The following is a 6,249-nucleotide window of genomic DNA, read 5'->3' as shown; positions in this document are numbered from 1 at the left end:
GGCCGCATTTTTTTGAAGCAGAGCGACCGTGTTGTAGACCTCTTGAACGATACCCGAAATTTCATTCCCTTCGAGAACGAAGAAACCGCAATCATAGTCATCAACAAAGAAGCAATCCTGGGGGTTTACGACGATTTGGACCAATCAACCGGCTTGCGCTTGAGAAAGGATAAATAGAAACGACAGACTCAGGAGTTAAAGCTCTGGCTGAAGTAGCTTGAAAAACCAATGCGAGCCTCTTCATCCGCTATTGGCTAATAGCGGACAGATATCTCAAGGGTAAGATTGAAGTCGGATTGCCTGAAAATCAGAGCTTAGTGTTCCTTGTCTCTCAGGGTGCACAACAGCTCTTCCAGTTTGTCGATCAGCTCCCTTTGATTCTCATCATCCAGCTTCGCCGGATCTACGCGCACAAGCGCACCTTCGCAGTCGATCCGAAGAGAGTTCTCCTTCTCCTCTTGCAGCCCGCTGACTTTGTAGGCAGTCATGGGTTTGCTGAACCCCTTTAATGTGACCTGTAACTCCTCAACGTCTTGCAGATGCCGCTTCACAAGATGATAGGTTTCGTTGTCTAGGATCATGCCACCCTTCTCCGCATGAGATTGCAGCCTGGCGGCAACATTGACCGGGTTTCCAATCGCTGTGTAGTCGAGCCGGTCATCGCTGCCAAAGTTGCCTACTGTGCAATAGCCTGTGGCAATCCCGACCCGGAGCTCGAAGCTCTCGTCTATACCCCTGTCACGCCAAGATTCGCGCATGATAGCGAGCTTATCCTGCATCGCCGACGCCATCTTCAAGCAAGCAAGCGCATCTTCTTCTGCGCCCTGTGACACCGGATCGCCAAAGAAAGCAAAAACGGCATCCCCCATGAACTTGTCCACGGTCGCGCCATGGTCCGTGGCAATTCGAGACATTTCAGTGAGGTACTGGTTCAGTAGGCTCGTGAGTTCCTCGGACTCAAGCGAATCAACAAGCGACGTGAATCCAACAATGTCAGAGAAGAAAACTGTCAGCTTCTTCCGCTGCGCGGCAACCTCAACGCTTCCGGGTGCTTCGAAGATCGAGGCATAGACTTGAGGCGAGAGGTACTTCGACAGACGAGAAGATAGTTTTTCCAACATTTCAGATTGCTGAGAAGCCTGAACCTCTCGTCTCTTCAACTCAGTAACATCAGTGTAAACAGAGGCGAGCCCGCCATTCGCCGTACGGTGCTCATTGATCTGAAACCATCGTCCGTCTGCCAAATGCTGTTCGATTGTTCCTTGTGGGTTCTTTCTCATCCGCTTGCGCATCTCGATGTACTGATCGAAATCTTTGTGGTCGTCGATCAAGGGGAACATTCCCTTCTCATACCCAGCCTTGAAAAAGTCCCAGAACAGGGCTCCGGGCTTTATCATCGCCGCCACTTCTTCGCCTGCAGCTCCCGCGAAATATCCTCTGTAGATAGAATTGAAAAGGATTACGCGATCATCCTTGTCAAACATCACGAGACCTTGGGAGATAGATTCTATGGCATCTTGAAGCTGCTTCCTCGCTGCCTCCGCACCCTCTTGCGCTTCCCGCAGTCTCTTTTCTGCGAGCTTTCGTCCAGTAATGTCCCTGATTGCACCGATCAGACGGATTGCTTCTCCATTGTCCCGGCGAAGACATCGCCCGCTATCGGCAATCCAAAGGTAGTCACCTATCGCACGGCGAATTCTATACTCGTGCATTAAACGATCGGTCTCAGCCTTCAGGTGTTTCTTGACGGCATTCTTGTATGCTTCGAAGTCATCGGGATGTATGCGGCCATTCCAATCTTCGGCCGTCAGTTCAGCCTCGCCCAAGCCAATGATCTCCACGAGCCGCGGCGATATACGAAGATTTCCTTTGCTGATGTTCCATTCGTATACACCCTCGGTCATCGCTTCAGCGATAACCGAGAAGTTTACGTTCAGAGGATTTGTAGATTCTAAGGCGTGTGCTGAATCTTCAGGTTCTTCTGCCATTCTGAACCCTCTCGAACTGGAGCTTTGAGGGCATCGTACAGCAAATTCCGCCAACCTGTCGGAAAGTGTCCGCTATTGGCTAAAAGCGGACATGCGGAATCGCTTGCAGGACTGGCACGACAGAAGGACGCTGTTCGAGTAAGAAACTGACTGAGCCCTCTCCCGATCGATTTGAGTTACACAGTCCAAGGAGGGCATTGCTATGGGCGGCGTAACGGTAATCGGCCTCGGAGCAATGGGCAGCGCTTTGGCCAAGGCCTTCGTTCATGCCCGGCACGATGTCGTAGTCTGGAACCGGACTCCGAGTCGAATGTCCCCCCTCATCAGCTTGGGGGCGTCGGGTCTTGAAAGTCTTCCCGACGCGCTGCACAGCAGCCCAGTCATAGTGGTCTGTATAGATAACTATGCGGCTACGAAGGCTCTACTCAACGATGCCGACGTCAAACAAGCCTTGATGGGCAAGACTCTGATCCAGTTGAGTACGGGAACGCCCAAAGAAGCGCGGGAGAGCGAAGTCTGGCTGAGGGATCTGGGGGTCACCTATCTCGACGGCGCCATCTTACCCTATCCGGAGGATATCGGCGCCGACGACGCCAAGATTCTCATCGCCGGGCCTGAGGGCACCTTCCAAAGGCTCACGCCATTGCTCGCTTGTCTCGCCGGCGACTTGCGGTACGTGGGGGAAAATATCGCCGCCGCCGCCGTGCTGGACATGGCCTTTCTTACCCAAGAACTCTGCGGTTACCTCGGCGCCCTGCATGGAGCGCAAGTTTGCCTATCGGAGGGGGTACCCGCGGACACCCTGGCCGCCCTTTATGCTGAGAGAGATCCCTCAGGAAAGCTGGTGTCGAAAATCGGGGCGGGCGCTTACGGCGACCCTGGCGCTACCCTTGTCGTCTGGAACGCGGCGCTGTCGAGAATTCTGGAGCAAGGACGGGAAAGAGGAATCAACATTGAGATCCCCGGGTTGATCTCGAGCCTATTCGAGCGAGCGATTGCCACAGGTCATGGCGAGAGCGACGTTGCAGCGGTGATTGAGGTGCTGCGCTCCAACGATGGCCGCTAACCTATCTTCCGAGATCACTGATGTTTGAGGGCGTACCTTCCGCTTCTGACTATTAGCGGACACCAATGTGCCGAACCTTCAGTGAAAAGCCGGACAGGATTGAGGGCTGCCAAGGCAGATGGCAGCCCCCTATACCCTGATCTACGAGGGGGTGATGTTCTGGTTCATCCGGAAAAGGTTTTCAGGGTCATACTTCTTTTTGACCTCCATGAGCTTCGAGTAGTTGTCACCGTATGCGTCCACAACGCGGTCATCTTCATCATCAGGCATAAAGTTGATGTAGACGGTACCTATGGCGAATGGGGCGGTTTTGTTGAAAAGATCCCGCGCCCAGTCGATGCAGGCCGTGTCCTCAGAAGGGTCTCTCCAGCGAGTGTGAACGTTCATAATGAAATGAGAGGCACGCTGCGGATAGGCCGTAGCGTTCGTAGGCACCCGGCTCATTGCGCCTCCTACATGTGCGATGAAGACTTCACATTCCGGCGTCGGGAGATTTTTCACCGCGGTTAGCAGCGTGTCGATTGCCTCGTCCGAGAGGTCGAGGAAATCATGACTTTTCCAATAGTTCCTCGCCCCTGGCTCGAGCAGGGGGTCAAAGGCCGCCTGCCAACCCACAAAGGGGTGCGGGCCGACAACATCCGCGATTGGGGCCCCCAAGGACCTTATGGTCGACACTGCCTTTTCCCCTTCGGCCATGTCACCGCAGTAGCAGAGCGCGAAGACGAGAACTTCCTTACCGTGCCACTCCTCCGGCAGGAAGGGCAAAGGCGGCGCCTTGCGGAGGATCGACCAGATAGTGAGTTCATCCGGTGCTGCTTTGGCTGCGTCGCGGAAAGCAGGGAGAAGCGTTTTCGCGTCCTCTAGTGGATGGACGATGAGGCCCGATAGCACTTCAGGCCCGACGGGGTGTAACTGAAACTCAAAGCCCGTCACAATGCCGAAGTTGCCGCCCCCTCCTCGAAGAGCCCAGAAGAGGTCGCTGTTCTCACTCTCACTGGCCCGCAGAATTTCTCCCTTCGCCGTGACCACTTCGGCGGAGATCAGATTATCGATGGACATACCGTACTTCCGGGTGATCCAGCCAAAGCCGCCTCCAAGAGTGAGCCCCGCAACACCAGTCGTGGAGTTCACACCAAGAGGGGTAGCAAGCGCATGCGCCTGGGCTTCCTTGTCCAGATCGCCCAGCAATGCACCGGGTTCCACCCAGGCCTTACGAGTCTTCGGGTCGACTCTTACAGAAGTCATGGTTGAGAGGTCGATAAGGAGCCCTTCGTCACAGACCGCCTTTCCGGAGATGTTGTGCCCTCCGGATCGCACTGCCACCTCCAAACCGCGTTCATTGGCAAGAAGAACAGCAAGCCGCACATCCGCCGCGCCAGCACATCGAACCACCAAGCCGGGGCTCCGATCTATCATGGCGTTCCATAGGGTCCGCGCCTCGTCATAACTAGGATCACCCGGCAGAGCGACCGATCCCCTTAATGCCGATTGGAGTGAATCGATGTCTTCCTGGCTCAATGAGCAGGCGCCACCGGAAATTGTTGAGATGCTTACATCAGGCATGATTGGCCTCCTTGGAAAAGATGGTGGCCTCTCAATCTGGGCGCCTAGCGGTCTTCGTGCCGCCAGGAAGCGCCATCCACGAACCATAACACTTGAGAAAGGCAGAACTGTGATGAAAATCACTCAGAAGAGCATCCTACGTTGGATGCGACTTTCTCGTCTCAAATGCTGCTTCTCGACCATTTCAGCAATATCTCATGCACACGAAACGTTTGGTTAGATGGCGGTGTTTCTTGGATCGCCCGATTATATAAGGGTGGAGTGATGGGTCGATTTGTTATGTCCGCTTCTGGCTAGAAGCGGACATTTGCTAAAGGCAAGAATATGCTTTGAGGGACTGAACTTATCTGCCGTTGTCATCGCCAGATAAGGCACGATAACAGCCGCCCCCATCATCGATTTAGCTAGAACTCAAGCTCCAGACGGAGGAGTAAGGTGCCGGAGGGGCTGTAATCGTCTTCGTTATCGAAGTTGACCCCCGGCGCGACCTCGATGATAGACCAGTCCGTGAATACCTTGCGGCGGTAGCGGAGCTTGGCGGCGACTTGGTCGACTTCATGGGTGGGCTCAGTGACGAGCAGCAGGCTCCCTTCGAGAGCCAGCGCAGAACGTTGGTCGAGTGGGATATAGAAAGCGCTAGCGGGTCCGTAGCGCAGCCCCTCTTCGTCCTCGCGCCAACGCATCTGGGCATCGTTGCGCCAGAGCACGTCTTCCCAGACGAACGTGTCGGCCCTAAGCAGCGAAATCGACTCCAGACCCCGGTTCGTGTGGGCGCGCAAACGCTCTGAGGCCAAGAGCGACCAGTCGTCGCCGAAACGCCACTGATAACGCACGCGTCCCCCCGCGAAGGCCTTGGCCTCCTCATCCTCGATCCCTACACCAACATCCGGTGTGATTAGAAGCCTTCCTCGACTTTCGAATAGGCGGAGGCTCAACTCCAAGGGATCGTCCTCGACCGCCCCCTCAAAGAGGCCACGCCGTTCGATGCCGCCCTCCTCGTCGACCGCCTCACTTGCACCCTGCACCTGCAACAATAAGGTTCGTTCTGCGCCAGGCAGGCGCAGCCGTAGCCTTGGGCTGAGCCTAAAGGCAGTGTCGTCGTCCTGGTCTAGCTGGGTGTCGAAGCGCAAGCGGAGGCTTGTGTCATTGCGCTCCTCCTCGAACTCTTCGTCAGAGAAAAAGCTGTCCAGACGGCGCGCTGCCTCACGCACCGAGTCCTGCACGACGTCATGGAGCGATTCCAGCGAGGGATATTGATCACCACCCAGGTCTTCCTGTGCTGAGCCGCTCGACGGCCAAACCTGCGCCACCATAACGAAGAGGAGGGTCGCACAAACTCCCGCCACCCCGCCTCTGCCGTTCCCTGCTGCCATCTTCATTTCGCGGCGTTCCGCTCACTGCTGAAGCCTCGTGAGGAAAGTTAAGCATCAACGGCTGAACCTTTGAAGGGTCGTTCTGGCCACCTGCCTAAGCTGCTACGTGTGAGGCTTCGGAATGTCCCCTTCTGGCTAGAAGCCCGACACTCTAGAAGGCTAAATTAGCAGCTCCACATTCAAATCTATCCTTAGAAATTGTGGCTCTTCAACGCTCACAATTTAGCATCAGCAGATCTATTGATTTGGGGTTCTAACG

4 protein-coding genes are annotated in these 6,249 nt (G+C 55.2%); 1 reads left to right on the top strand and 3 read right to left on the bottom strand.

Translation table 11 applies throughout. The features are described from left to right. Positions 1-314: 314 nt before the first annotated feature. A complete protein-coding gene (locus tag P8X75_14115) occupies positions 315-1,988 on the bottom strand; it encodes an adenylate/guanylate cyclase domain-containing protein (protein ID MEJ1996319.1) in 1,674 nt (557 codons plus the stop codon). A 202-nt stretch (positions 1,989-2,190) separates the two neighbouring features. On the opposite strand from P8X75_14115, the gene P8X75_14110 reads away from it, so the two are divergent. Further along, positions 2,191-3,054: an NAD(P)-binding domain-containing protein gene (locus P8X75_14110; GenBank protein ID MEJ1996318.1), complete on the top strand. Its 864-nt coding sequence runs from the start codon at positions 2,191-2,193 to the stop codon at positions 3,052-3,054. Positions 3,055-3,195: 141 nt separating this feature from the next. Here P8X75_14110 and P8X75_14105 read toward each other — a convergent pair whose 3' ends face one another. Then, complete coding sequence (locus P8X75_14105) at positions 3,196-4,617, bottom strand: FAD-binding oxidoreductase (protein ID MEJ1996317.1); 1,422 nt, start codon at positions 4,615-4,617, stop codon at positions 3,196-3,198. Between the two features lie 404 nt (positions 4,618-5,021). Then, positions 5,022-5,996, bottom strand: a complete 975-nt coding sequence (locus tag P8X75_14100) for a hypothetical protein (GenBank protein MEJ1996316.1) — start codon at positions 5,994-5,996, stop codon at positions 5,022-5,024. Positions 5,997-6,249 lie beyond the last annotated feature (253 nt).

The sequence above is a fragment of the Limibacillus sp. genome, from assembly GCA_037379885.1.
In the GTDB taxonomy this organism is placed as follows: Bacteria; Pseudomonadota; Alphaproteobacteria; order Kiloniellales; family CECT-8803; genus JARRJC01.
This window is presented reverse-complemented; position numbering and strand designations above follow the sequence as displayed.

Bases quoted from the DNA above. Each gene is read 5' to 3' on its own strand.
- P8X75_14115 (MEJ1996319.1), bottom strand. From the start codon at position 1,988: ATGGCAGAAGAACCTGAAGATTCAGCACACGCCTTAGAATCTACAAAT.
- P8X75_14100 (MEJ1996316.1), bottom strand. From the start codon at position 5,996: ATGAAGATGGCAGCAGGGAACGGCAGAGGCGGGGTGGCGGGAGTTTGT.
- P8X75_14105 (MEJ1996317.1), bottom strand. From the start codon at position 4,617: ATGCCTGATGTAAGCATCTCAACAATTTCCGGTGGCGCCTGCTCATTG.
- P8X75_14110 (MEJ1996318.1), top strand. From the start codon at position 2,191: ATGGGCGGCGTAACGGTAATCGGCCTCGGAGCAATGGGCAGCGCTTTG.